Below are 23,593 nucleotides of genomic sequence, written 5' to 3' on the forward strand. Positions count from 1 at the left end.
CCGTTGCGGGACTGCCGCGGTGAGTGCCCGAGCGGCAAAGTGGGTAGGTGAAAGCCTATGCGCGTGGCGACCTTCAACATCTTGCACGGCCGCACGGTCGGGGATGGTGTCGACGTCTCTCGCCTGCGCGATTGTGTGCGCCGCCTCGATCCGGACGTGCTCAGCCTGCAGGAGGTCGACTGCGATCAGCCACGCTCGGAGCGGGCCGACCTGACCGCGGCGGCGGCCGAGGCCATGGGCGCGGTGGAGCACCGCTTCGTGGCGGCGATTTCCGGCACCCCGGGGGCGACCTGGATGGCCGCCACCGGCCGCGAACAGCCGGGGACCGCCGCGTACGGAATTGCCCTGCTGTCCCGCTACCCGGTGGCCAGTTGGCAGGTGTTGCGGCTCCCCCGGATTCCGATGCGGTTTCCGATGTACTTGCCCGGCCCCAACCGGGTGATGATCGTCGACGAGGAGCCGCGTGCGGCGGTGATCGCGCAGCTGCGCACCCCGATGGGCGGGCTGACGGTGGCCAACACGCATCTGTCGTTCGTTCCGGGCTGGAACCGGCGCCAGCTGCTGCGCGTGATTCATGACCTGCGTGGTTTCCCGGGGCCTCGGCTGCTGACCGGCGACTTGAACATGACGCCGAAAACCGTTGGCCGCTGGTCGGGTATGCGGGCGTTGGCCACCGCCGAAACGTTTCCCGCCGATCACCCCAACCGCCAGCTCGACCACATCCTGACCGACGATCCCGCGCTGCGCGGCGGCGCGGTCGACGCCAGTCCCATGCCGATTTCGGATCACCGCCCGCTGGTGGTCGACCTGCAGCGGGTGTGAACCACGGGTTCAGGACGCGCGATGGCCGGCCGATTCCATGGCCACCAGGACACGGTCGATGTCGTACGTCGACGGCACCTCGCCGGTCACCCTGATGATCTCCACCCCGACGTCGGCGCTGTCGACCGGGTGACACTGGGGCGCAACAAGTTTGCGAACGATGGCCATCACCTCGTCGTCAGCAACCCGTCGCGGCAACAACGCCAGCAGCGGCGCGTACCCCGTCGCGGGGGCGAGCGGCGGGCAGCCCGTGCGCAGAAACGCGACAACCCTGGACACCTGAGCGCCAACGCCCATGTTCCACCTCGCTCATCCGACCGCGCGCCCGTACCAGCGGGCCATGCCAGGGATAGCCAGGCGCGGCGGTTTGAAACCCCACGCGCGAAAGGGGTCCGGCCCGACGATCGGACCGGACCCCTCGGGCAAGCGGCTTACTGGTTCTTCTTCTGGCGCTCTTCGGCCGCGTCCGCGCCGGCCCGCGCCGACTCGGCTTCGGCTTCCTTCTTGCCCGCGTCGCGTTGGGCGTCGGCCTTGTCTTGCTGAGCCCGGCCCTCGTCGGCGAGGTCGTCGCGGCCGAGCACAGCCCCGCCGACCTCCTTGGCCTTACCCTTCACGCCCTCGACGGCGCCCTGCACCGCTTCCTGCGGCCCGCTCTTCTGGTCCCCCATGGGTCGACCTCCCTCTCGGTGGTGAGTGAGCTTGCGCTCGATGGCACCTACGGCGTTCCCGCCGCGAGCCGCGCCAAACGGCCCGTCTGGCGTCGCGCCTGGACGGCACCGAAAGTGTGCGGGTGATCACGTGGCCGAACCCGGCTGGCGCGCTCAGGTATCGGGGCGGCCGAGCGCTCGGTTTGAACGAGGCTTTACCGGGTAGTACTAGCCGGCGGCTCGAAGGGGGGTGAGGGCGGTGACCACCATCGCCGTGATAGGGGCGACCGGCACGGCCGGGTCCCGGGTCGTCGCCCGGCTGAGGTCGCGCGACGTCGCGGTGGTCGAGATCTCCCGCGAGCAGGGCATCGATCTGTTCAACGGGGCGGACCTGTGCGAGGCGCTCGAGGGCGTCGACGTGGCGATCGACGTCTCCGACCCGGTGCCGCCCGAGCCGTCCGACATCGGCCAATCTCTGGCCACCGCCTCCCACAACATCGTGGGCGCGTGTGCCACCCAGGAGGTGCACCGCCTGGTGGTGCCGACGATCGCCGGCATCGAAGACCCGGAACTCGACGGCATCCCCTACTACGAGGCCAAACGGGCGGCGAAGAACATCCTGCTCGACGGCCCGGTACCGACCACGATCGTGAAGTCCACGCAGTGGTATGAATGCGCCACCCACTGCGATGCGGTGAGCTGCGACGGTGACGAGGTGATCGTCGAGGACTGGTTGATTCAGCCGATCGCCGCCGACACCGTCGCCGACGTTCTCGTCGAGGCGGCGCTGGGACAGTCGCACACCCCGCGCACCATCACCGGTCCAAACCACATCCGGCTACCTGAGCTGACGTCGAAACTGCTTGCCCAACAAGGTGATAGCCGGCCGGTGCGGACCGTGCGGCCCGCGGTGGCCGCGCTCGCCAACGGGGCGCTGCTGGCGTCCGGTCACGCGGTGGTCGTCGGTCCCGACGTCGACACGTGGCTGCAGACCTTGGCGCCGCCCAGCACCGACGGGCACCACGCCGCCGAGGGCGAAGAACCCGCCGGGAGTTGAGATCACAGCAGCAGCGCGCCACTGACCACGATCATCCCGACGGTGAGGTACGCGGCGTAATCGTTGATGCTCCCGGTGTGGATGCGCCGCAGCCATCCCAGCGAGCGCGCGACGCCGTTGCCCCGCAGCACCAGCACCAGCAGCGACACACCAAGGGCCAGTTCAATCGCGATGATTCCCAACGTCTTCGGCTCGAAATAGGCGAACTTCACGCCGGCGTCGGGCAATGTGACGCCGGCCCCCATCGCGCCCGCCGCGTAGTCGGCCGGGTCGAGCAGCCCGGCGGTGGCGGGGCCGGCGACGTGCGCGACGAACAGGCCGGCCAGCGCGCCGAAGGCCAAACAGCCCGCACTCAACATGATCAGGCTGGCCTTCATGCCCGACCGGATCGGCTCGAAATGGGTGTACGCCTGACTTCGGCGGCGGTAGAAGCCCAGGTACGCGGCGCGGCCCAGGGCGGCGACGGTCAGGACCTGCGCCAGCAGCGCACAGCCCAGCACGACCGGCCGGTCCGACAACCCCTTGTGGATCAAGCCAAGTGAGGCATAGCCGTTCAGCGGCGGCACGCCGGCGATCGACAACACCCCGACCGTGAACGCCGCGGTCAGCAGCGGGCGCCGGCGCGCCAGCCCGCCCATCTCGGAAAGTTTGGTCAGCCCGGTGGCGTGCACGACGGCGCCGGCGCACAGGAAGAGCAACGCCTTGAACAGGCCGTGATTGACCAGGTGATACAGCGCACCCGCGACGCCGTCCGCGGTGTTGCTCGCGAATCCCGTTGTCAGGACTCCGGTTTGGGCGACGGTGTCCCAGGCCAGCAACCGCTTGAGGTCGTCCTGCAGCAGCGCCATCGCCGCGCCGACCAACGCCGAGGCCACTCCGAGCCCGGTCAGCAGCGTCGGCAGCGACGGCAGGTTGACAAAGACCTGCAGCCTGATCCGCGCCAGCGCCACCACCCCAAGGTCGACCATCAGCGCCGAGAACAACGCGGACACCGCACCCGGAACGGGGGTGTGCGTGTCGGGCAGCCAGGCGTGGAAAGGCACCAGTCCGGCCTTGGTGGCGAAGCCGGCCACCAGGAAGGCCACCGCGAGCAGCATCGCCCTGGTGACACCGGCGGCGACGGCCCCGTGGAGCTGCCCGAAGTTCAGCGCCCCGGTTGCGGAATAGAGCATCGCACTGCCGATGAAAACCGAGAATCCGGCGATGCTGGTGAGGACGAGGTTTTTGAAGGCCGCCTCCACCGCGATCGGGCGTTCCAGAAAAAAACCGGTCAAGCCGTAGCTGGCCAGCGCGGCCACCTCGAACCAGACGAACAGGTTGACCGTGTCCGCCGTCAGCGCGGCCCCGATCAGCGCGGCCAGCAGCAGCTGCACCAGGCAGGCCAGACCACCCAACTCTCGCGGGCCGAGGTCGCCGAGTTCGGACAGCGCGCTGACCACCAACACGACGCCCACCCCGGCGGCCAGCGTGGCGAAGGTGAGCCCGAAAGGGTCGGCCACCAAGGCGATCCCCAGCGACGCCCCGCGCACCGGGTGTTCGTTGGACAGAAAGTGTGTCAACAGATGACCGGTACCGGCGAACACCCGCACGCCGACGTCCAGCAGCACCGCCAGCGCTGCGCTCACCGCGGTCACCGCCACCCACAGCGGCGCCCGCCGCGCCCGCCGGGCGGCCAGCGGGGCCAGCACCGCACCGATCAGGGGGAGCACCACTGGCAGCGGGAGCAGCTGCGCGGGCGTGGGCACCGGCTCAGCCCCGCAGCTCGGTCAGGTCCGCCGCGTCGACGCTGCGGTAGTGCTGGGCCACCCGGACCACCACCGTCAAGAACACCGCGGTGATCGCCACCCCGATGACCACCGCGGTGATGCAGAAGTTCTGCAGCACCGGATCGGCCACATTCCCGGCCACGAGGTCTTTTTGCGTACGCCCGGCCGGCAGGCCGGCCAGCACCGGCGCGGTCGAATCGTTGCGGTAGGCCATCGACACCAGCAGCAGATACGTCGAGGACTCCATCAGTGACAGGCCCAGGACGATTTTGATCAGGTTGCGCCGCGCCATCACCGCGAACAATCCGAGGCAGAACAACACCCCGGCGGCGACGTAGTTGGCGACGATCATGACTCGTCCTCGTCGGGCGTCCAATCGTGTCCCATGCCGAGCAACGCGAACACCGCGATGGTGATGCCGGTGGCCACCTCCACCAACTCGGCCGCCGAGATCAACTGCAGGGTGCCACCGGCGCGGATCGTTTGTTGCTGCGCCAGCGGGAGCCAGTTGTCCAGGAATGAGCCGGTCAGCCACATGCCGGCCAGGCCGACGGCGACAATGGCTGCGGCACCGGCCATTTCGGCGACCTCCAGTGTCGCCGGGCGTACCGCGGCGCGCACCGCGCGGTGCCCGAGCGCGGTGTAGAGCAAGATGACGCAGCCCGCCAGCACGACGCCGGCGGGGAAACCGCCGCCGGGCGTGTAGCCCCACGCCGCCAGGTAGACCCCGGCGACCGCCAGGATGACGGCGGCGACGCGCGCGCCCACCCGCACCGCCACCGTCATCGCGACCGCCCGCTCCGGCGCGGGCGCGCCCAGCGCGTCGTCGTCGGCGTGCTCGGGCGCGGGCTCCGGCTCGTCTTGGCGCTCTTGGTCTTCCGCCGAGCGCGCCTGCGACTCCTGCTCGTCGGGTCCCTCGTCGGGGTCGGCGTGCTCCTGCTCGACGCGTCCAGCGCTGGCTTCGCCGACGAACTCCGATCGCGGCTCGCGGCCCCGGGAGAGCAGCAGCACCGCGACGACGGCGGCGAGCAACAAAAACGTCTCGCCGAACGTGTCGAAGGCCCTGCTGCCGTAGACGACTTCGCTGACCACCTCGGTGGTCCCCCACCGCGGCAACGCGATCGCCATCGCGTGTCTTGCAATGTCCGGCAACGGGTTCGAACCGTCGGGCAGGGCCGTGAGGCCGACCGCGACGACGGCGCCCAAACCGCCGATCAGCAGCCCGCCCAGCCAGGGGCGATGCCAGCGGGCCTCGGGCGGCAATCGTCGATCAGTCACCGCGACCGCCGCCGTCGTCGAGGGCCTCGCCCAAGTCACCGCGGTCGAAGACGTCGGTGCGAATTTTGCCGATGGCGATCAGATACAGGACCGGCTGGGCGATCGCGCCGACCGCAACCGTGGCCAGGGCGACGTCGGGTGCGGCCAGCACCACGAACAGCGCGCCCAGCACGGTGCCCATCGCCGACAGGGCCATCACCGAGCCGGTGATGCTGCGCAGGAACACCACCAGCAGCGCACAGGCAACGATCAGCCCCAGGCACAGATAGTCAACCGCCCACAGCGAGGTCACCGGCCGGCCCCGGGCCCGTCGGACGACCGTCCGAGCCGGTTCGGTTCATCGGTCACCGCGCCGCGCCACATCGGCACCCCGGTCTTGTACGCCGCGCGCGCCAATGCGTGCGCGGCAATGGGGTTGACCAGCAGGAGCAACACGGCGACCAGCAGTGCCCTCGAGCCGTACTCAGTGAGGGGGCCTTTGGCCACCGCCAGCCCGGCCAACAGCGGTACCGCGCCGGCGGTGATCGTCTTGGACGAGCACTGGATTCGCGTGTAGACATCGGGCATGCGCAGGATGCCGATCGCCCCGCTCAGCGAAAAGAACACTCCCACAACGCATAAGACGATCACCAGCGTATCGGTAGCGGTGGAGTTCACAGTAGGCCCCGCTCCAGGAACCGCGCCCACACCAGCGCACCGAGGTAGCTGAACGAAGCCAGCCACAGCGCCACGTCCAGATAAATGGGCCGGTCGGCGACGGCCGCGTAGAACAACACCACCAGCGCGCACTGCGTGGAGATGGTGTTCAGTGCGACCACCCGATCCGACACCGACGGCCCACGCGCCAGCCGGATCAGCAGCAGGCACGCCACCAGCAGCTGCGCGATGCAGACCCCCGAAAGCACGCCGCTCATTGGCTTCTCCCGCCTCGATGCCGGGTCACGGCGATCACACGCCTTTCCAGCGGCCCGTTCACCGATTCCCGCGCCGGGCCCTGCGGCACGGCCATTGCGTGATATTGCAACAGGCGCCGGCCGCGATCGAGGTCGACGAACTGGTTGTCTACCACCAAGGACGTCAGCAGCCCCGTCGCGGCGAGTTCCCCGTCCGACCGCGCCTGCGTCTCCACGATGATCATGCCGGAACGCAGCGGCCGCGACGGCGACAAGATGCGGCGGGTCAGCGACAGGTTGGCCACCACGATGCGCGCCGCGCAGGCGGCCGCGAGCATGGCCAGCGCGGCGAGGCGGCGCGGCGTCAGTGCCGACCACGGCCCGGGCACCGGCCCCAACGGGGCGAGGGCGAACCCGCAGCCCGCCGCGACCACCAGGCCGACCAGCAGGTTTTCCGCCGTCGGGGTCCACGTCAGCAGGATCCACACCGCGAAAGCCCACGCCGTCAGCGCCACCACCCGCTGCGCACGCACCGCAAGCCCACCTTTCGCCCTCGTATCGCGGGGACGTCCCGGGATACCCGTCGCGCGGGATGGTCAATCGTCGGCAATAGCCGCACCGCGGAATAACGATTGCGTCACGATCGACATCACGATTCGTTAAGAACGGGGGCACTTTCTTAGAAATTTGCCGACCGTTTGACCGTTCGCTTAGCAAAGGCCGTCCCAACAGCCCCAACAGTCCCGGCGTTCGTCGTGAGCGAACATCGCCACTGTTCGCTTCCGCTACTTTGGATTTCGAGGATCGGGAGCCTCAGTCGAGAGCAAAACCATTTCGTTTCGAAGGACAACAAACACCATGAAAATCAGCAGTATTGTCGCGCGCCGTCATGTTGCCGGAATCAGCGCCGGCTGCCTGCTCGGGGGACTGGCCATGGGCATCGTCGGCGCACCGTCGGCGGCCGCGGCACCCGACTGCAGCCCCGCCGGTGTGAACTCCACCGTCTCCTCGGTGCAGGGATCGGCCGAGCAGTATCTGGCGGCGCACCCGGGAGCCAACCAAGTGGTCACGGCCGCCTACGGCCAGCCGCGTCCGGAGGCCGCATCGAGCCTGCGCAGCTACTTCACCGACCACCCGCAGGAGTACTTCGACCTGCGCGGCATCCTGGCACCGATCGGCGACACCGAACGGCAGTGCAACGTCACCGCCCTGCCGCCGAACCTGGAGTCGGCCTACCACGAGTTCATGGCCGGCTGATCCAGCCCACGAGACGACCCGCCACCGTCCGGTTCGCCGGACTTGGCGGGTCGTCTTCTTTTGGGTCACGACGCACGGTGTGAACGCCTTTGCGGGCGGGTATTTCTGGCGAATATCGGTGCGGCCGGCAAACGAAACTGGAGGGCCCAAAGATGCGACTGCGTCGCAGCGTGTTGAGCAAGCCCGGGATTGCGCGCAAACGTCGCGGCAAGGGCTTCGCCTACTACGACCCGGATGGCGCGGCGGTTTCCGATCCGGAAACCCTGCAACGCATCAAGGATCTCGTCATTCCGCCGGCGTGGAAGAAGGTCTGGATCTCGCCGTACCCCAACGGCCACATCCAGGCGGTCGGCGTCGACGCGGCCGGCCGCCGCCAGTACCTTTACCACTCCGCCTGGCAGCAGGAACGCGCCGAGGAGAAGTTCGACCGCGTGCTGGAACTGTCGACGCGGCTGCCCGCGTGGCGCGAAGCGATCGCCAAAGACCTTGCCCGCCAAGGCTTGACCCGCAAGCGGGTGCTGGCGCTCGCGCTGCGGCTGCTCGATCGCGGCTACTTCCGCGCCGGCGGCGAGCAATACGCCGAGGAACACGAGTCCTACGGGTTGTCCACCCTGTTGTGTGAACATGTCGTGGTCCGGCGTGACGCCGTCGAATTCGACTTTCCGGCCAAGAGCGGGGTCCGGCGCACCGTGGAAATCGAGGACGCCGACGTGGTCCGGGCGGTGCGCGCGTTGATGCGCCGGCCCAGCCGCACCGAACGCTTGCTGGTGTGCCGCAACGCTTCCGGGTGGATCGATGTGCGCGCCGACGACCTCAACGCCCGATTCAAAGAGTTGGCCGGCGACGACTACACCGTCAAGGACCTGCGCACGTGGCATGGCACGGTGCTGGCGGCCGCGGCCTTCGCCGACGCCGACCCCGCCGTGTCGGGCCGGGTCGCCAAGCGCGTCGTGTCCGCCGTGATGAAAGAGGTGGCCGAGGAGCTGGGCAACACGCCGGCAGTGGCCCGCGGTTCCTACGTCGATCCCCGCGTCGTCGACGGCTATGAGCAGGGATTGACCATCGCCGCGGCGGCCCGCCGCGCCGAGCGCGCCCGCAAGCCCGACGTGGCCCAGGAGATTCTGGACAATGCCACGCGGGCGCTGATCCGGCGTGTGGCCAAGGCCGACAGCGCCTCGCCCGCCCTGCGCAAGACGGCGTGAGCGTCCCGCGACGGGCAGCTGTTAACTGGCTGTGAGTCGCCGGGCGGGCCCCTGATCGCGAATAACAACAGCGATTCGGGGTAATCCGGCACGTGTGGGAAGTGCCAACGCCGCCCATCCGCGGCATCCTGCCGTAGTCACACCTGCTTGCAGGCGGTTCAACCAACAGCCACACATGCCCACCCACCAGCACTGAAGATCCGTCTGCCCAGGAGGGAAAAACATGTCCAAACAAGAGGTCTCCGACTACCTGCTGGAGCGGTTGCGGGCGTGGGGCGTCGAGCACGTGTTCGGCTATCCCGGTGACGGCATCAACGGGCTCCTCGCCGCATGGGGCCGGGCCGACAACAAGCCCCAGTTCATCCAATCGCGCCATGAGGAGATGAGCGCCTTCGAGGCCGTCGGCTACGCGAAATTCACCGGCCGGGTCGGGGTGTGCGCGGCCACGTCGGGCCCCGGCGCGGTCCACCTGCTCAACGGCCTCTACGACGCGAAACTCGATCACGTGCCGGTGGTGGCCATCGTCGGTCAAACCAACCGTAGCGCCATGGGCGGGAACTACCAGCAGGAAATCGACCTGATGAGCCTGTTCAAGGACGTCGCCAGCGACTACGTCCAAATGGTCACCGTCCCCGAGCAATTGCCCAACGTCCTAGACCGCGCGATCCGCATCGCGATGACCCAGCGGGCGCCGACGGCGCTGATCATCCCCAGCGACGTCCAGGAACTGCCGTACTCGCCGCCCGAGCACGCGTTCAAGATGGTGCCGTCCAGCCTGGGCATCGAGTACCCGGACATCGCCCCCGACGACGCCGCCCTCGCGCGCGCGGCCGACGTCCTCAACGCCGGCAAGAAGGTCGCCATGCTGGTGGGCACCGGCGCGCGCGGGGCCCACGAAGAGCTGGCCGAGGTCGCCGACCTGCTCGGCGCCGGCGCGGCCAAGGCACTGTTGGGCAAGGACGTCCTGTCGGATGAATTGCCTTGGGTCACAGGATCTATCGGGTTGCTGGGGACGCGGCCGAGCTACGAGCTGATGATGGGCTGCGACACGCTGCTCACGGTCGGATCCAGCTTCCCCTACACGCAGTTCCTGCCGCAGTTCGACCAGTGCCGGGCGGTGCAGATCGACGTCGACGGTCGGCTCATCGGGATGCGCTACCCCTACGAGGTCAACCTCGTCGCCGACGCGAAGACCGCACTGCGGGCCCTGATTCCGCACCTGCGCCGCAAGGAGGACCGGTCGTGGCGCGAAGGCGTCGAGAAGAACGTGGCGCGCTGGTGGGAGACCATGGACAAGGAAGCGATGGTCAGCGCCGACCCGATCAACCCCATGCGGCTGTTCTCCGAACTGTCCCCGCAGCTGCCCGAGAATGCCATCGTCACAGCCGATTCCGGCTCGTCGGCCAACTGGTACGCGCGCAACCTGCGCTTCCGCGGCGACATGCGCGGCTCGCTGTCTGGCACGCTGGCGACGATGGGCCCCGGGGTGCCCTACGGCATCGGCGCGAAGTTCGGCCACCCGGACCGGCCGGTCATCGTGTTCGCCGGTGACGGCGCGATGCAGATGAACGGCATGGCCGAGCTGATCACGATCAAGCGCTACTGGAGCGAGTGGAAAGACCCTCGCCTGATCATCGCGATCCTGCACAACAACGACCTCAACCAGGTCACCTGGGAGATGCGTGCGATGGCCGGCGCGCCGAAATTCGCTGAGTCCCAGAACCTTCCCGACGTCGACTTCGCCGCGTTCGCGGCCAGCCTGGGCCTGAACGCCATGGCCATCAAGGATCCGGACGAGTTGTCCGACGCGTGGCGCAATGCCTTGTCGGCCGACCGCCCGACCGTGTTGGACGTCTTCACCGATCCCGACATGCCGCCCATCCCGCCGCACGCCACGTGGGAGCAGTTCAAGTCGGCGACCGCGGCGGTGTTGGCCGGTGACGAGGACCGAGTGGGCTTCGTCAAGGTCGGCCTGAAAACCAAAGTGCAGGAGTTCATGCCGCACAAGAAGAGCTGACCCGGGCGGGTCAGCGGCCCGGTTACCCCAGCCCGGAACGCGCGGTGCGCAGGTCGTCGACGAACGACTGGTAGACCTCGTCGTGGCGGTCGCTGCGGTCGCGCAACACCGACGACGGATGAACGGTCGCCACCACGATCGGCTCGGACGCCGTTATCTCGACGGACGACGGGAGCTTCAGCTCCCGACCACGTTGCTCAGAGACCCGAAACGTGGTGCCCAGCAATGACTGTGCGGCCGTTGCCCCCAGGCACACGATGACCTCGGGCTGTACGGCCTCGATCTCGGCGATCAGCCAGGGCCGGCAAGCGACCACTTCGGTGCGGCCCGGCTTTTGGTGAATGCGACGTTTGCCGCCCTTGCGGGTGAACTTGAAATGCTTGACCGCATTGGTCTGATAGGTCAGCACCGGGTCGATACCGGCGTCTTCGAGCGCCCGCGCGAGCAGCCGGCCGGCCGGGCCGACGAACGGCTCACCCGCGCGGTCCTCCTGATCACCGGGCTGCTCGCCCACCAGCATGATCGGCGCCCCGGAACGACCGTTGCCGAATACGGTCTGGGTGGCGTTTTCGAAAAGCGAACAGCCGTGGCATGTTTCGGCCGCGCTGCGCAGCGCATCGATGTCCCGCTCCTCGGGGAGGTAGCGGTCGGCGCCGGGGGCCTTCGCGGTGGCGGTCATGAGAATGTGGCGGCGTGGGTACCCCCGCTCCCCCACCGAGCGGGGGTACCCAGCCTCGGGTGGCTCGTCAGCCCTTGCCCACGATGGCGTCGCGGGCGCGGTCGAGCATCGCCGCGAACGGTCCCGCGGCCAGGTTGGCCACCTGGGATTCCACCCCGGCGTGCGGCCGGGTGGGTGCGATGGCTTCGGCGAGCTGCGCGGCGCGGCCCATCCGTTCGAGCTCGTCTGCGCTCAATTTCTCGCCCAGCTTGGCGAATTCGTCGTGCTCCTCGTGCTCGGCGTGGTCGATCACCGCGTCGCGCAGCTTGGTCAGTTCGCGGGTGAATTCCTCGCTGTCGACATCGAGTTTTTCCAGCTGCTGCAAAACGGTTTTGGCCTCGTGCTCTTCGTGTAGCCGCTTGTCGACGACCGCGGTGCCGCCCGAAATCTTGCGCTTGGCACGGGGGTGAACGATTTCCTCCTCCGCGGTTTCGTGCACGGCAAGCAGTCGCCGAAGCTCGACGAAGGCCTTCTCGCGTGCTTTGCCGGACGCAGCCAGGGTTTCGGCGAACATCGCCTTGATCTGCTCGTGCTGGCTGACGAGAAAGTCGACCACGTCGGTGGGCGACGTGATGGCAGTGCGTGCCATGGTGTCCCTCCCATCTTCCTTGGTTCGACGCGCAGGGCTGTTGCGCGCTCACCGAAGCGGCTACCCGGCGAAATCGGCCGTCAAACGGGTGTGGCCGCGCCCGGGCGGGGTATGTGCTCAGCATCGCCCGGCCGCGCCTGGACCGCCTCGGTTCCGGCGCGGGCCCCCGGTCATCGGCTACATTGCGGGCAGGTTCTCCCCGCTAAGGAGGCACCGGCGTGACCAACCAGCAGGACCCGTATTGGCAGAACCCGCTGAGTTACGACCCGCTCGGCCGGGTCCCGCCGTCGGACCCCCCGTTCGAGCAACCGCCTGCGCCACCGCCCGCGTTCCCGCCGCCGCCCGCTCCCCCGCCGTACCGCCCGGCCGTCAACACCCTGGCGACGCTGTCGTTGGTTTTCGCGTTCGTCTTCGCGCCCGCGGGAGCGGTTCTGGGGCACCTCGGGCTGGCGCGGATCCGGCGCACCGGCGAACTCGGCCGTGACCGCGCCCTGGTCGGTGTGACGCTGTCGTACGTGTTCATCCTGTTGGCGGTCGTCGCGCTGGCCGGATGGACGACGCTGGGCGGCTCCACGTCGTCACACCGGGCGGCGCGCGACGCCACTACGTCCAGCGGACCCCCGCCGCCCACCGTCCCGCCGGACACCATCACCACGCTGCTACCCGGCTTGGACGCGCTGCGCAACATCACCGCCGATGCCAACCTCGAGGTCGGGCCGACGTGGAACAGCCCCGGGCGCTCGGCGCAGGACGGCAGCATCGACCGCCCGGAATGCTGGGGAAGTATCGCCGCCGGGAGCCCGGACGCCTACACCCCCGGCTCGTTTACCGGTTATCACGCCGGCGAATTCACCGACACGCGCAGCATGCTCAAGTCCATTCAGGTCATCCAGGGCGTGGCGGCGTTCCGCGATCCCGCCGGCGCGCGGACACAACTGGACACGCTGCTGTCCGGATGGCGCGAATGCGGCGGCTCGACCGTCACCGTGACGGCATCGGGTGGGCAGCCGATCGCGATGGCGGTGAGCGCTCCCGCCGACGCGGGCAACGGCATCACCACACTGGACTTGACGCCCAAGGGAATACAGGTGCGCTCGGCGCGTGCGGTCGCGGCCAAGGCCAACGTCGTCCTCGACTTGAACGTGTCCGCCAGCGGCAGCACGGACAGCGAGCGGCCCCGGGTGGCCGCGGTCACCATCGCCAACTACATCCTCGGCAAGATCCCCGGCTGAGCGACCCGCTGCGCCCGGCCCCGCCGCACTTACGATCGCCACTAGGCTGAGCGGATGAAATATGTCGACGTCGACGGGGTCGGACGGGTCAGCCGGATCGGCTTGGGCACGTGGCAGTTCGGTTCGCGCGAATGGGGTTACGGGGACAGCTACGCCGCCGGCGCCGCGGGCGACATCGTGCGGCGCGCCCGCGCCCTGGGCGTGACGCTGTTCGACACCGCCGAGGTCTACGGGCTGGGCAAGAGCGAGCGGATCCTGGGCGAGGCCCTCGGCGACGAACGCGCCGAGGTGGCGGTGGCGAGCAAGATCATGCCGGTCGCGCCCTTCCCCGCCGTGGTCAAGCAGCGCGCGCGGGCCAGCGCCCGGCGGCTGGGGCTGGACCGCATCCCGCTGTACCAGATCCACCAGCCCAACCCGGTGGTGCCGGACTCGGTGATCATGCCCGGGATGCGGGACCTGCTGGACAGCGGCGCGATCGGCGCGGCGGGCGTCTCGAACTATTCGCTGCAGCGGTGGCAGAAGGCCGACGCCGCGCTGGGCCGCCCGGTGATCAGCAACCAGGTGCATTTCTCGCTCGCCTATCCCAAAGCGCTCAAGAACCTCGTGCCGTTCGCCGAACGGGAGAACCGCATCGTGATCGCGTACAGCCCGCTGGAGCAGGGGCTGCTGGGCGGCAAGTACGGCGTCGACAACCGCCCCGGCGGCGTTCGCGCGGTGAACGCGTTGTTCGGCACCGAGAACCTGCGCCGCGTCGAGCCGCTGTTGCAGTTGTTGCGTGACGTCGCAACGCAAGTCGGAGCCAAGCCGGCGCAGGTGGCGCTGGCCTGGCTGATCAGCTACCCGGGCGTGGTGGCCATTCCCGGGGCATCCAGCGTGGAGCAGCTCGAGTTCAACGTGGCGGCCGCCGACATCGAGCTGCCCACCGAATCTCGCGACGCGCTCACCGAGGCGGCGCTGGCGTTCCGGCCCACGTCGGCGGCGCGGTTCCTCACCGATCTGGCGCGCGAGAAGTTCGCCCGCCGATAGCTGATCAGGACTGGTTGGCCTCCGCGAACGCGGCCGGGCTTGCCGGGGCGCCGCGCGCAACCACGAGCGGCATCGAGGTCGAGGCGTTGGTGCGCAGGATGGTGTGCACGACGTCGATCAGGTCGTCGACCGGCATCAACTTGCCGGGCATGCACCCACGCGATGACCACAGCGGGACCGCCTTCATGGCGAGGTCCATGTCCCAGTCGGCGTTCATTCCCGTCGCCGCGTCGCCCTCGCCGCCCGCGCACTCCCCGACGATGAGGTTGGTGAAGCCGACGTCGGAGTGTTCGGCCCGCCACGCTTCCACCAGCCGTTCCAGGGCCGCCTTGCTGACGCCGTACGCGCCCAGACCCGGCCACGGCGGTCCGAAGGTGCCGGCGTCGGAGGACAGGTACACCGCCTTGCCGGCCGACGCGGTCAGGTGCGGCATCGCCGCGGCCGTCACCAGGGACGCGCCGATGACGTTGGTGTCGAAGATGCGCCGCCAGGTGTCGGCGTCGGTGTCGACCATGCGGACCAGCGGCCCGACGGCGGGGGTGTAGACGAGGTTGTCGATCCCCCCGAGGGCATCGGCGGCCGCACCGATCGCCGACCGGCAGGACGCCTCATCGGTGACGTCGCATTCGACGGCGATCGCGTTCGGGCCGGCGTCCTTGGCCGCGGCCTCGATGCGCTGCAGGCGTCGGGCAAGCAGCGCGACCTGATCGCCGCGCTGCGCGAGACCGACCCCGATGCAACGCCCCAGCCCGCTCGAGGCGCCGACCACCACTGTCCTTGACATATTCGCCCTCTCTTGTAACGCGAGACGCTGTCGCGAAAAACCTACCGGATGCGACGCGTCCGGTGGCGATCACTGGCTACTTAAGTCGCCACGACAGCGTTTCGGTCGGCCGATACCTGGCCTGCGAGGGCGGTCCGCTAGTCCGAGGGCAGTGCCCGCAGGACCACGGCGGTATGGGCCTCCACGTTGAGCGTGCCCGCGCCGGGCACCTCCTCGGCGGGCGTGGTCTCCTCGGGCCCGGTGTACACCACGACCTGCCAGGCGGCACCGAATTCCTTTGGCGGAAGGGTGAATTCGATCGGTTCGTAGTGGGCGTTGAAGCACAGCAGGAACGAATCGTCCAGCACCCGTTGACCGCGCTCGTCGCGGCCGGGGATGCCGTGGCCGTTGAGGAACACCGCGACGGACTTGGCGAAGCTCGCGCCCCAGTCCTCGTCGGTCATCTCCGCGCCCTCCGGGGTGAACCAGGAGATGTCCGGCAGGCCGTCCTGGCCGCGCCGGCCCACCGGCTTGCCGGAGAAGAACCGGCGCCTGCGGAACACCGGATGCTCGGCGCGCAGCGCCGACACCGTGCGGGTGAACTCCAGCAGGCCCGCGTCGGCGGCGCCCCAGTCGATCCAGGTGAGCTCGTTGTCCTGGCAGTAGCCGTTGTTGTTGCCGTTTTGGGTGCGTCCGAGTTCGTCGCCGTGGCAGATCATCGGCACGCCCTGGGACAACAGCAGGGTGGTCAGGAAGTTGCGCTGCTGGCGGGCGCGCAGCGCCTTGACGCCCTCGTCGTCGGTGGGTCCCTCGGCGCCGCAGTTCCAGGACCGGTTGTGGCTTTCGCCGTCGTTGTTGTCCTCGCCGTTGGCCTCGTTGTGCTTCTCGTTGTAGGACACCAGGTCGCGCAGCGTGAACCCGTCGTGGGCGATGACGAAGTTGATCGAGGCCACCGGGCGGCGCGCGGTGTGCTCATAGAGGTCGGCCGAGCCGGACAGCCGGTAGGCGAATTCGTCGAGGGTGGCGGGCTCGCCGCGCCAGAAGTCGCGCACGGTGTCGCGGTACTTGCCGTTCCATTCCGTCCACTGCGGCGGGAAGTTGCCGACCTGGTAGCCGCCCGGGCCGACGTCCCACGGTTCGGCGATAAGCTTGACCTGACTGACGGTCGGATCCTGTTGCACGAGTTCGAAAAACGTCGACAGCCGGTCGACGTCGTAGAACTCGCGGGCCAGCGTCGAGGCCAGGTCGAAACGGAAGCCGTCGACGTGCATCTCGGTCACCCAGTAACGCAGGGAATCCATGATGAGCTGCAGCGCGTGCGGGTGCCCGACGTTGAGGCTGTTCCCCGTGCCCGTGTAGTCCATGTAGTACTGCTTGTCGTCGTCGACCAGCCGGTAGTAGGCGGCGTTGTCGATGCCGCGCATCGACAACGTGGGGCCGAGGTGGTTGCCCTCGGCCGTGTGGTTGTAGACCACGTCGAGGATGACCTCGATGCCGGCCTCGTGCAGCGACCGCACCATGGCCTTGAATTCCTGGACCTGGCCGCCGGGCGTGGTGGCGCTGGAGTACTTGAAGTCGGGCGCAAAGAATCCGATTGTGTTGTAACCCCAGTAGTTGGACAGGCCCTTGTCGACCAGGGTGGAGTCGTTGGCGAAGTGGTGCACCGGCATCAGTTCGATGGCCGTGATGCCCAGACTCTTGAGGTGCTCGATGATCACCGGGTGTGCCACCGCGGCGTAGGTGCCGCGCAGCTGCTCGGGAACGTCCGGGTGGGTCTGGGTCAGGCCCTTGACGTGCGCCTCGTAGATGACGGTGTCGGCGTAGTGGCGGTCCGGCGGGCGGTCGTTGCCCCAGTCGAAGTAGGGGCTGATCACGACCGACTTGGGCATGCTCTGCGCCGAGTCGTCGTCGTTGCGGCTGTCGGGGTCGCCGAAGTTGTAGCTGAACAACGATTGGTTCCACTCGAACGAGCCGTCGATGGCTTTGGAGTACGGGTCCACCAGCAGCTTGTTCGGGTTGCATCGGTGCCCGGCCTGCGGGTCGTACGGGCCGTGCACGCGGTAGCCGTAGCGCTGCCCCGGTTCGATGTTGGGGATGTAGGCGTGCCAGATGAAGCCGTCGACCTCGGGCAAGGGGATGCGGCTCTCGGTGCCCTCGGCGTCGAACAGGCACAGCTCCACCCGCTCGGCCACCTCGCTGAACAAGGCGAAGTTGGTGCCCGCGCCGTCATACGTCGCACCCAGCGGGTAGGCCCTGCCCGGCCACACCTCACCGGTGGGCGTGGGGGCGGCGACCTCTGTGGGAGTCATGGGGCACTCAATACCCGGCCGACGCGGCGGTCAAACTCCCGGGCCGCCCGCGGCGCTGGGCGACACAAAGCGGAAAGCCTTGTGGCATAGGTGATCACGGATTGAGGATAACCTTCACCGCCCCGTCCTGCTTCTTCTGGAAGATCTCGTAGGCGTGCGGGGCCTTGTCGAGGGGAAGGACGTGCGTGGCAAAGGTGTCGACGCCGAGCGGGTCGTCGTCGGTGAGCAGCGGCATGATGTCGTCGACCCAGCGTTTGACGTTGGCCTGCCCCATCCGCAGGGTCACCTGCTTGTCGAACAGGGTGAGCATCGGCAGCGGGTCCGCCATGCCGCCGTACACGCCGATCAGCGAGATCGTTCCCCCGCGCCGCACGATGTCGATGGCCGAGTACAGGGCGGACAGCCGGTCTACGCCGGCGGTTTGCATGAACCGCTTAGCCAGCGCGTCCGGCAAGAGCCCGGTGGCCTGCTGCGCCAGTTTGGCGGTCGGCGAGCCGTGCGCTTCCATGCCGACCGCTTCGATGACCGAGTCCGATCCACGCCCGTCGGTCAGGTCGCGGATCGCGTCACCGAGCGAGTCGACCCGGCTCACATCGATGGTGTGGATACCGCGTTGCGCGGCGCGGCCCAGCCGTTCGGGCACCAGGTCGACGGCGATGACGCGGTAACCGAGGTGATCGGCGATGCGGGCGGCCATGTCCCCGATCGGGCCCAAACCGAGCACGGTGACCGTGCCACCGTCCGGGATGTCGGCGTAGGCGACCGCCTGCCACGCGGTGGGCAGCACGTCGGACAGATAGACGAACCGCGAATCCGGCGGCCCCACAGGAACTTTGATGTGGGTGAACTGGGCCTGGGGGACGCGCAACAGCTCGGCTTGCCCGCCGGGGACTTGGCCGTAGAGCTCCGAATAGCCGAACAGCGCCGCCCCCATGCCTTGGTCGCGCACCTGGGTGGTCTCGCACTGGGTATAGAGCTGCTGGCCGCACATGTAGCAACTGCCACAAGAGATTTGGAACGGGATGACGACCCGGTCCCCCACCCGTAGGTCGCCCGTCTGCGTGCCGACCTCCCGCACGATGCCCATCGGCTCGTGGCCGAGGATGTCCCCCTGCTTCATGAAGGCCCCGAGGATCTCGTAGAGATGCAGATCGGACCCGCAGATGTTGGTGGAGGTGACTTCGATGATGGCATCGGTGGGCTGTTCGATCGTGGGGTCGGGCACCGAATCCACCCGCACATCGCGCTTGCCGTGCCACGTGACAGCCTTCATGGAAAGAGCGCATACCCGTCTGCCACCCGTCGAAACGGCGGCGCGGGGCCGCCGGCGGTTGCCGTCAGCGCCGGCTGTGCTGGAGCGGATGCTCGCTCTCGATGAGCGCCCGCGCGATTTCGATCAGCTTGATGTTGGATTGTTGCGAGACCCGGGTCAGCAATTGGAACGCCTCGACGGCGTCGATGCCGAAGCGCTCCATGATGACCCCCTTCGCCTGACCGATGATGTCGCGCGAGGCCAAGGCGCTACGGAATTGGTCGTTCCGGCGCATCATCGACCAGGCCAAGGCGATGTGCGTGGCGAAGACCGTGCCGATCTCCACGGCTTCCTCGGTGAAGGCGTGCGGGTCCTCCGCGTAAAAGTTCAGCGCCGCCATGCTGGTGCCGTCGATGAACAACTCGAAGGACAGGATGGAGCGGATCGGGGTCTGCTCGAGCGCCAGGCGGCGATACCGCAGCCAGCGCTGTTCGGAGCTCAGGTCGGCGATGTGCATCATGTGGTGCTCCCAGGCCGCGGTGAGGCAAGGACCTTCGCCGGAGCTGTCCTGGATGGCATCCAGGACCATCGGGTAGCGATGCGTCGCGACGACCGAGCTGACCGACGCGCCCTTCTCGGCGAGGGTGATCCCCGCGTACTGCGAACCGCTCACGTGCTCGACCCCGCTGTCGAGCAATTCGTGCAGCCCGGCCGCGGTGCCGCTCTGTTCACGCTCCAGATTGGCCACCAGCTCCACCAGTTGGTTGGCGATCGTGGCACTGCCGTCTGGCATGTCATCACCCCCGCAACCGTGGTGGCCCGCGGAGCCCTTCCCGATAGGCGTCGCGGTGGCATCGGCAAATCTGCGAATACCAATACTCACCAGAAGTCTATGGGCCATCCAACGAAGTGCAAGGCACGATAACGAAACCGGTCAACGATGGCCTGGACGCGACATCAGGGCGAGAAGCCGCCCCGGGCCGCCTTTGCCGGGCCCCGCTTACCTGAAACCACGTGTCGGACAGCACTTTTCGTGGTCGACCTCCTGCTCCCGGCGGCGCGGCGCCTTCCTCGCGTCCGAAGTCCGCCTACACTCGGGTCGGTGACCTCCATTGTGATCGTGGGAAGCGGATTCACCGGATTCACCTGCGCCCGCCATCTGGCCCGAATTCTGCGCCGACGGAAGGCACCCGTCGACATCACGATGATCTCTCCGGTCGACTACATGCTCTACACACCGTTGCTGCCCGACGTGGCCGGCGGAGTGCTCGATGCCCGCTTTGTCGCTGTGCCCCTGGCTAATTCGTTGCGGGGCGTGCACGCGGTGCGCGGCCGCGTCGACGGCGTCGACTTTCAGCAACAGACGCTGACGTATTGCGATCCCGAAGAACGCAGCCATTCGATGTCCTGGGACCGGCTGGTGCTCACACCGGGTTCGGTGACGCGCCTGTTCGACGTCCCCGGGCTCGCGAAGCATGCGCGCGGGCTGAAGACCACCGCCGAGGCCCTCTACCTGCGCGACCACTTCGTCGAACAGCTGGAGCTGGCCAACATCGAAGACGACCCCCGCGTGGCCGCGGCCCGGCGCACCGTCGTGGTGGTCGGCGCCTCGTATTCGGGCACCGAACTGGTGGTGCAGCTGCGGGCCCTGGCCGACGCGGCGGCCAAACAGATGGACTTCAACCCCGCCGAAGTGCGCTTCCTGCTTCTCGACCTGGCCGAGCAGGTGATGCCCGAAGTGGGCAAGAAACTCGGCGAGGCGGCGATGAAGGTGTTGCGGCGCCGCGGTATCGACGTCCGACTCGGCATCACGCTCAAGGAAGCCCACGCGGATCACGTTGTCCTCAGCGATGATTCGCGCATCGACACCCGCACGATCGCCTGGGTGACGGGCGTGACCGGCGCGCCCCTGGTCGAACACCTGGGATTGCCGACCGAGAAAGGCCGGATCACGGTGCAACCCGATCTACAGGTGCCCGATCACCCCGACGTGTTCGCCGCCGGCGACGCGGCCGCAGTACCCGACCTAACCCAGCCCGGCAAGATCACGCCACCGACCGCCCAGCACGCCACCCGGCAGGGCAAAGCCCTGGCCCGCAACGTCGCCGCCAGCCTCGGCTACGGCAACCCCAAGCAATACAAGCACCGCAACCTGGGCTTGGTGGTCGATCTGGGACCGCGCTACGCGGTGGCCAACCCGCTCAACATCCACCTGTCCGGGCTGCCGGCCAAGCTGGTGACCAGGTCTTACCACCTGTACGCGATTCCCCGCGGCGTCAACCGCTGGGCGGTCTCGCTGGCCTACCTGACCGACCTGCTGTTCACCCGCTCGGTCGTCTCGATCGGGTTGTCGTCCGAGGCGGACGCCCAATTCACGGCCAGCGAGGGCATCCCGATGCCCAAGACGAGCTGATCCTCAGCCTTCGGCGGACTGCTGGGCCATCGCGTAGGCGAGCTGAAGAAAATCCGCTCCGGCCAGCGCGCTGAAGACCCCCGCGATCAGCCGGGTGAATCGAGGCACGAACACCAGGCCGATGGCAAAGCCGGTGGCGACCCACATGTCCAGGCAGAACGGGCAGGTCAACAACTCCCCCAGGCTGTGCCGGAGTTGACTGTGCTCGCGGACCTCTTCCTGGACCTCGGCCGGGCCGCCGGTGCCCGCGTAGTGCGTGAACGGGGCGCGCAGGGGGCTGGTCACCGCGTCTTTGGTCAGGGTTCGCGAGAGCTTGTGGGTGCCCAGGGTGAGGATGATCAGATCCTGGATCCGCCAGCGCGACGGCAGGGTGCGGCCGCTGACCACGGCGGCCACCACCGCGACCGTCACGACGAGGCCGTAGACCAGCAACACCGCCAGGTAGCCCCCCAGCGGCCGGGGATTGTCGCCGCGGTAGGCGTCGGCCTCCTGGCGTGCGCCGTCCACCACCTGGGCACCGGTTTCCGTCAACTCACCCATCGTTTCTCCTTGAACGCATAACCGGTCGGGTACCCGGCGCAGGTCGACGCAATCGGCGGTCAGCTCACGGGCGCGTGCCCGTCGCCGTCGCGGGGCTCGGCGGGCTTCGTTGCCTTCGCCGCTTCTCGCAGCGTGCGGTTGGTGGACCGCAGGTCGGTGTTGGCGGCCGACAGCGTCTCGTTGTCGTCCTCGAGATCGAGGATGCGCCCGATGCCGGCCAAGTTGACGCCGGCCTCCACCAGCCCGCTGATGCGCCGTAGCCGCGCCAGGTCGTCGGCGCTGTAACGGCGCGTTCCCCCTTGACTTCTGGCGGGCGTGAGCAGGCCATAGCGTTCGTAGAGCCGCAATGACTGCACCGGAATCCCCGACAGTTCGGCGGCCACCGAGATGCCGTACACGCCGTGGCCGGACGCCGGGGTTCCGGCGTCGCCGCGGTCCTGAACCATCGCACTTCCCCTCAGCTGATTCGCTTGAGAAATCTGTCTAGCACACTTGCGTGAATATATCGACGATGCTATACCGAATCTATGTCATTAGACATAGGAAATTACCGGACCACCGCGTAGATCGGAGTGAGAGGTGACAACCATGCTGATGCGTTCAGATCCCTTCCGTGAGCTCGACCGCTTTGCCCACCAGGTGCTCGGTACGGCCGCCCGACCGGCCGTGATGCCGATGGACGCCTGGCGCGAGGGCGAGAAGTTCGTCGTCGAGTTCGACCTGCCCGGCATCGATGCCGACTCGCTGGACATCGATATCGAGCGCAATGTGGTGACCGTTCGCGCCGAACGGCCGGCTCTCGATCCCGACCGCGAGATGCTGGCCACCGAGCGCCCGCGCGGCGTATTCAGCCGCCAGCTCGTGCTCGGCGAAAACCTCGACACCGACAGGATCCAGGCCTCCTACGCCGAAGGCGTTTTGAGTCTGCACATCCCCGTGGCCGAGAAAGCCAAGCCGCGCAAGATCACCGTCGGGCGCGGCGAGGCCCCCCGGGCGGTCGCCGAGGGCGCCGCCCAGCGCGAGGTCATCAACGCCTGACCGAACGGCGGGCGGGCGACCGCCCGCCCGCCATCGGCGCCACGGCACTGAGCGAGGAGCCACGGTGGACGCGACATGGGAACTCAACGGCGAAACGGCCGGCATCGAGCAGGCGTTGTCCGGCGGCCACGCGCAACCCGCGGGCTGGTTTCGGTTCTACTTCACCGATCAGCGGTGGGAATGGTCAGAACAGGTGCAGCGGATGCACGGATACGAGCCGGGCAGCGTGGTTCCCACCACCGACGTGGTGCTCTCGCACAAGCATCCCGCTGACCGTGGACATGTCGCGGCCACCATCGATCAGATCGTGAACAATCGCGAGGCGTTCAGCACCCGTCACCGCATCGTCGACACCGGCGGCAACGTCCGCCACGTCGTCGTGGTCGGCGATCGGCTCCAGGACGACGAGGGTGACGTGATCGGGACGCACGGGTTCTACATCGACGTCTCGGCACCGGACGGGCAATTGCAGGAGGACGCCGTCAGCGCGAAACTCGCTGCGATCAGCGAGAATCGTGCCGGCATCGAACAAGCCAAGGGCATGCTGATGCTGATCTACGGCCTCAGCGACAGTGCGGCCTTCGAGTTGCTCAGATGGCTGTCGCAGGAGGCGAATGTCAAGCTGCGTCCGCTCGCCGAGCAGATCGCCCGGGACTTCCGCGGCGCCGGCTTATCGCTCAATACCCGGGCGGACTTCGACCATCTGCTCTTAACGGCGCACCGGCGCGTACGCCCCGCCGACGACCGCGGGTAAGGCGCTGCGGGACAAGTCTT

Annotated in this window: 27 protein-coding genes; 10 read left to right on the top strand and 17 right to left on the bottom strand. The window is 68.2% G+C overall.

Annotated features, from left to right (window positions below; genetic code table 11):
- Positions 1-57 precede the first annotated feature (57 nt).
- Complete coding sequence (locus G6N26_RS11495) at positions 58-822, top strand: endonuclease/exonuclease/phosphatase family protein (RefSeq protein ID WP_067175278.1); 765 nt, start codon at positions 58-60, stop codon at positions 820-822.
- Between the two features lie 9 nt (positions 823-831).
- Here the strand turns inward: G6N26_RS11495 and G6N26_RS11500 are convergent, their stop codons facing one another.
- Positions 832-1,119, bottom strand: coding sequence for a DUF3349 domain-containing protein (locus G6N26_RS11500; RefSeq protein WP_067175276.1), 288 nt, complete (start codon positions 1,117-1,119; stop codon positions 832-834).
- A 134-nt stretch (positions 1,120-1,253) separates the two neighbouring features.
- Positions 1,254-1,490 (bottom strand): microaggregate-binding protein 1, encoded by a 237-nt coding sequence (gene mbp1, locus G6N26_RS11505; protein WP_008259513.1) that lies wholly within the window; start codon positions 1,488-1,490, stop codon positions 1,254-1,256.
- A gap of 229 nt (positions 1,491-1,719) precedes the next feature.
- Here mbp1 and G6N26_RS11510 point away from each other — a divergent pair, with 229 nt between their 5' ends.
- Positions 1,720-2,526 carry an SDR family oxidoreductase gene (locus G6N26_RS11510; protein ID WP_067175270.1) on the top strand — a complete coding sequence of 269 codons (807 nt, stop codon included), beginning with the start codon at positions 1,720-1,722 and terminating at the stop codon, positions 2,524-2,526.
- Positions 2,527-2,528: 2 nt separating this feature from the next.
- Here G6N26_RS11510 and G6N26_RS11515 read toward each other — a convergent pair whose 3' ends face one another.
- The 7 genes from G6N26_RS11515 to G6N26_RS11545 are packed head-to-tail and all read right to left on the bottom strand — an operon-like array spanning position 2,529 to position 6,996.
- Positions 2,529-4,271 carry a complex I subunit 5 family protein gene (locus G6N26_RS11515; RefSeq protein WP_083019016.1) on the bottom strand — a complete coding sequence of 581 codons (1,743 nt, stop codon included), beginning with the start codon at positions 4,269-4,271 and terminating at the stop codon, positions 2,529-2,531.
- A 4-nt stretch (positions 4,272-4,275) separates the two neighbouring features.
- Complete coding sequence (locus G6N26_RS11520) at positions 4,276-4,644, bottom strand: sodium:proton antiporter (protein WP_067175266.1); 369 nt, start codon at positions 4,642-4,644, stop codon at positions 4,276-4,278.
- Positions 4,641-5,570, bottom strand: coding sequence for an MnhB domain-containing protein (locus G6N26_RS11525; protein ID WP_083019018.1), 930 nt, complete (start codon positions 5,568-5,570; stop codon positions 4,641-4,643). Before G6N26_RS11525 ends, G6N26_RS11520 begins: the two co-directional genes overlap by 4 nt.
- Positions 5,563-5,862 carry a Na(+)/H(+) antiporter subunit B gene (locus G6N26_RS11530; protein WP_067175261.1) on the bottom strand — a complete coding sequence of 100 codons (300 nt, stop codon included), beginning with the start codon at positions 5,860-5,862 and terminating at the stop codon, positions 5,563-5,565. The genes G6N26_RS11525 and G6N26_RS11530 overlap by 8 nt, the downstream gene beginning before the upstream one ends.
- Positions 5,859-6,227, bottom strand: a complete 369-nt coding sequence (gene mnhG, locus G6N26_RS11535; RefSeq protein WP_082991553.1) for a monovalent cation/H(+) antiporter subunit G — start codon at positions 6,225-6,227, stop codon at positions 5,859-5,861. Before mnhG ends, G6N26_RS11530 begins: the two co-directional genes overlap by 4 nt.
- Positions 6,224-6,484, bottom strand: coding sequence for a monovalent cation/H+ antiporter complex subunit F (locus G6N26_RS11540; RefSeq protein WP_067175256.1), 261 nt, complete (start codon positions 6,482-6,484; stop codon positions 6,224-6,226). The genes mnhG and G6N26_RS11540 overlap by 4 nt, the downstream gene beginning before the upstream one ends.
- Positions 6,481-6,996, bottom strand: coding sequence for a Na+/H+ antiporter subunit E (locus G6N26_RS11545; RefSeq protein ID WP_232067560.1), 516 nt, complete (start codon positions 6,994-6,996; stop codon positions 6,481-6,483). The genes G6N26_RS11540 and G6N26_RS11545 overlap by 4 nt, the downstream gene beginning before the upstream one ends.
- 325 nt (positions 6,997-7,321) lie before the next feature.
- On the opposite strand from G6N26_RS11545, the gene G6N26_RS11550 reads away from it, so the two are divergent.
- The 3 genes from G6N26_RS11550 to G6N26_RS11560 all read left to right on the top strand — a co-directional run bounded on the left by G6N26_RS11550 (position 7,322) and on the right by G6N26_RS11560 (position 10,939).
- Positions 7,322-7,720, top strand: a complete 399-nt coding sequence (locus G6N26_RS11550) for a heme-binding protein (RefSeq protein WP_067175250.1) — start codon at positions 7,322-7,324, stop codon at positions 7,718-7,720.
- 152 nt (positions 7,721-7,872) lie between these two features.
- Entirely contained in the window at positions 7,873-8,922 is a 1,050-nt protein-coding gene (locus tag G6N26_RS11555) for a DNA topoisomerase IB (RefSeq protein WP_083019022.1), read from the top strand.
- 223 nt (positions 8,923-9,145) lie between these two features.
- The gene (locus tag G6N26_RS11560; RefSeq protein ID WP_067175246.1) at positions 9,146-10,939 is read left to right on the top strand and encodes a thiamine pyrophosphate-requiring protein; all 1,794 of its coding nucleotides are present in this window, start codon (positions 9,146-9,148) and stop codon (positions 10,937-10,939) included.
- 22 nt (positions 10,940-10,961) lie between these two features.
- Here G6N26_RS11560 and G6N26_RS11565 read toward each other — a convergent pair whose 3' ends face one another.
- On the bottom strand, positions 10,962-11,618 hold the full coding sequence (locus tag G6N26_RS11565; RefSeq protein ID WP_067175243.1) for a UdgX family uracil-DNA binding protein: 657 nt from the start codon (positions 11,616-11,618) through the stop codon (positions 10,962-10,964).
- Positions 11,619-11,685: 67 nt separating this feature from the next.
- Positions 11,686-12,246: a hemerythrin domain-containing protein gene (locus G6N26_RS11570; RefSeq protein WP_083019024.1), complete on the bottom strand. Its 561-nt coding sequence runs from the start codon at positions 12,244-12,246 to the stop codon at positions 11,686-11,688.
- A 218-nt stretch (positions 12,247-12,464) separates the two neighbouring features.
- On the opposite strand from G6N26_RS11570, the gene G6N26_RS11575 reads away from it, so the two are divergent.
- Positions 12,465-13,478 carry a sensor domain-containing protein gene (locus tag G6N26_RS11575; protein ID WP_083019026.1) on the top strand — a complete coding sequence of 338 codons (1,014 nt, stop codon included), beginning with the start codon at positions 12,465-12,467 and terminating at the stop codon, positions 13,476-13,478.
- 54 nt (positions 13,479-13,532) lie between these two features.
- On the top strand, positions 13,533-14,504 hold the full coding sequence (locus tag G6N26_RS11580) for an aldo/keto reductase (RefSeq protein ID WP_083019028.1): 972 nt from the start codon (positions 13,533-13,535) through the stop codon (positions 14,502-14,504).
- Between the two features lie 4 nt (positions 14,505-14,508).
- Here the strand turns inward: G6N26_RS11580 and G6N26_RS11585 are convergent, their stop codons facing one another.
- From G6N26_RS11585 to G6N26_RS11600, 4 genes are all read right to left on the bottom strand, one after another.
- The gene (locus G6N26_RS11585; protein WP_083019029.1) at positions 14,509-15,276 is read right to left on the bottom strand and encodes an SDR family oxidoreductase; all 768 of its coding nucleotides are present in this window, start codon (positions 15,274-15,276) and stop codon (positions 14,509-14,511) included.
- Between the two features lie 149 nt (positions 15,277-15,425).
- Positions 15,426-17,576, bottom strand: coding sequence for a glycogen debranching protein GlgX (gene glgX / locus G6N26_RS11590; RefSeq protein WP_083019031.1), 2,151 nt, complete (start codon positions 17,574-17,576; stop codon positions 15,426-15,428).
- A 94-nt stretch (positions 17,577-17,670) separates the two neighbouring features.
- Positions 17,671-18,849, bottom strand: coding sequence for a zinc-dependent alcohol dehydrogenase (locus G6N26_RS11595; protein ID WP_083019033.1), 1,179 nt, complete (start codon positions 18,847-18,849; stop codon positions 17,671-17,673).
- Between the two features lie 64 nt (positions 18,850-18,913).
- Positions 18,914-19,621, bottom strand: coding sequence for a GAF and ANTAR domain-containing protein (locus G6N26_RS11600; protein WP_083019035.1), 708 nt, complete (start codon positions 19,619-19,621; stop codon positions 18,914-18,916).
- Positions 19,622-19,930: 309 nt separating this feature from the next.
- On the opposite strand from G6N26_RS11600, the gene G6N26_RS11605 reads away from it, so the two are divergent.
- Positions 19,931-21,241 (top strand): NAD(P)/FAD-dependent oxidoreductase, encoded by a 1,311-nt coding sequence (locus G6N26_RS11605; RefSeq protein WP_163648783.1) that lies wholly within the window; start codon positions 19,931-19,933, stop codon positions 21,239-21,241.
- A 3-nt stretch (positions 21,242-21,244) separates the two neighbouring features.
- Here G6N26_RS11605 and G6N26_RS11610 read toward each other — a convergent pair whose 3' ends face one another.
- Both G6N26_RS11610 and G6N26_RS11615 read right to left on the bottom strand, forming a co-directional pair.
- Entirely contained in the window at positions 21,245-21,781 is a 537-nt protein-coding gene (locus tag G6N26_RS11610) for a DUF1360 domain-containing protein (protein ID WP_067170567.1), read from the bottom strand.
- Positions 21,782-21,840: 59 nt separating this feature from the next.
- On the bottom strand, positions 21,841-22,227 hold the full coding sequence (locus G6N26_RS11615) for a MerR family transcriptional regulator (protein ID WP_083020278.1): 387 nt from the start codon (positions 22,225-22,227) through the stop codon (positions 21,841-21,843).
- 142 nt (positions 22,228-22,369) lie between these two features.
- On the opposite strand from G6N26_RS11615, the gene G6N26_RS11620 reads away from it, so the two are divergent.
- Together G6N26_RS11620 and G6N26_RS11625 are read left to right on the top strand one after the other, a co-directional pair.
- Positions 22,370-22,819 (top strand): Hsp20/alpha crystallin family protein, encoded by a 450-nt coding sequence (locus G6N26_RS11620; protein WP_067170560.1) that lies wholly within the window; start codon positions 22,370-22,372, stop codon positions 22,817-22,819.
- Between the two features lie 64 nt (positions 22,820-22,883).
- Positions 22,884-23,573 (top strand): PAS and ANTAR domain-containing protein, encoded by a 690-nt coding sequence (locus G6N26_RS11625; protein WP_083020280.1) that lies wholly within the window; start codon positions 22,884-22,886, stop codon positions 23,571-23,573.
- Positions 23,574-23,593 lie beyond the last annotated feature (20 nt).

This window comes from Mycobacterium marseillense (assembly GCF_010731675.1).
GTDB classification, from domain to species: Bacteria; Actinomycetota; Actinomycetes; order Mycobacteriales; family Mycobacteriaceae; genus Mycobacterium; species Mycobacterium marseillense.